The organism is Vibrio fujianensis, assembly GCF_002749895.1.
In the GTDB taxonomy this organism is placed as follows: Bacteria; Pseudomonadota; Gammaproteobacteria; order Enterobacterales; family Vibrionaceae; genus Vibrio; species Vibrio fujianensis.
Genome location: NZ_NBUS01000031.1, coordinates 1 through 438, shown reverse-complemented (window position 1 = coordinate 438; position 438 = coordinate 1). Strand labels below are relative to the sequence as shown.

Sequence of the window (438 nt, the reverse complement as noted above, 5' to 3'; positions counted from 1 at the left end):
ATATCGTCAACGAATTTGGCAAACATTATCATCCTGACTCCATTTATTATTTACTTAATCATATGGGCTTTTCTTGGATAATACCAATCTAAATAAAAATATGATCTAATTAAGGCTATTTAACTACTACCGTCATTCGTCATGAATAGCCTTAATAATATCGACTTTAAAAAGCTCGCCAGTCAGCAAAAATCCATTCAGATGAAAATGAGATTACTGGCTCTTGCTCATTTCAAAGATGGACAATCTCGAACACAAATTGCCAAATACCTAAAAGTGAGCCGCACTAGCGTAAACAAATGGGTTCAAACCTTTTTAGAGCACGGGCTCGAAGGTCTTCAAGAAAAACCAAGGACTGGGCGACCCGCCTTTCTTACCCCTGAGCAACGTGAGCAGTTAAGTCAGTTTATTAAAGCGCACGCGTCTGACTCTTCTGGT

1 protein-coding gene is annotated in these 438 nt (G+C 38.8%); it reads left to right on the top strand.

Features of this window, described 5'->3' with window-relative positions:
- Positions 1 to 141: 141 nt before the first annotated feature.
- Positions 142 to 438 (top strand): helix-turn-helix domain-containing protein (locus B7C60_RS01150; protein ID WP_157928667.1); only part of this gene is annotated, 297 nt, incomplete at its 3' end.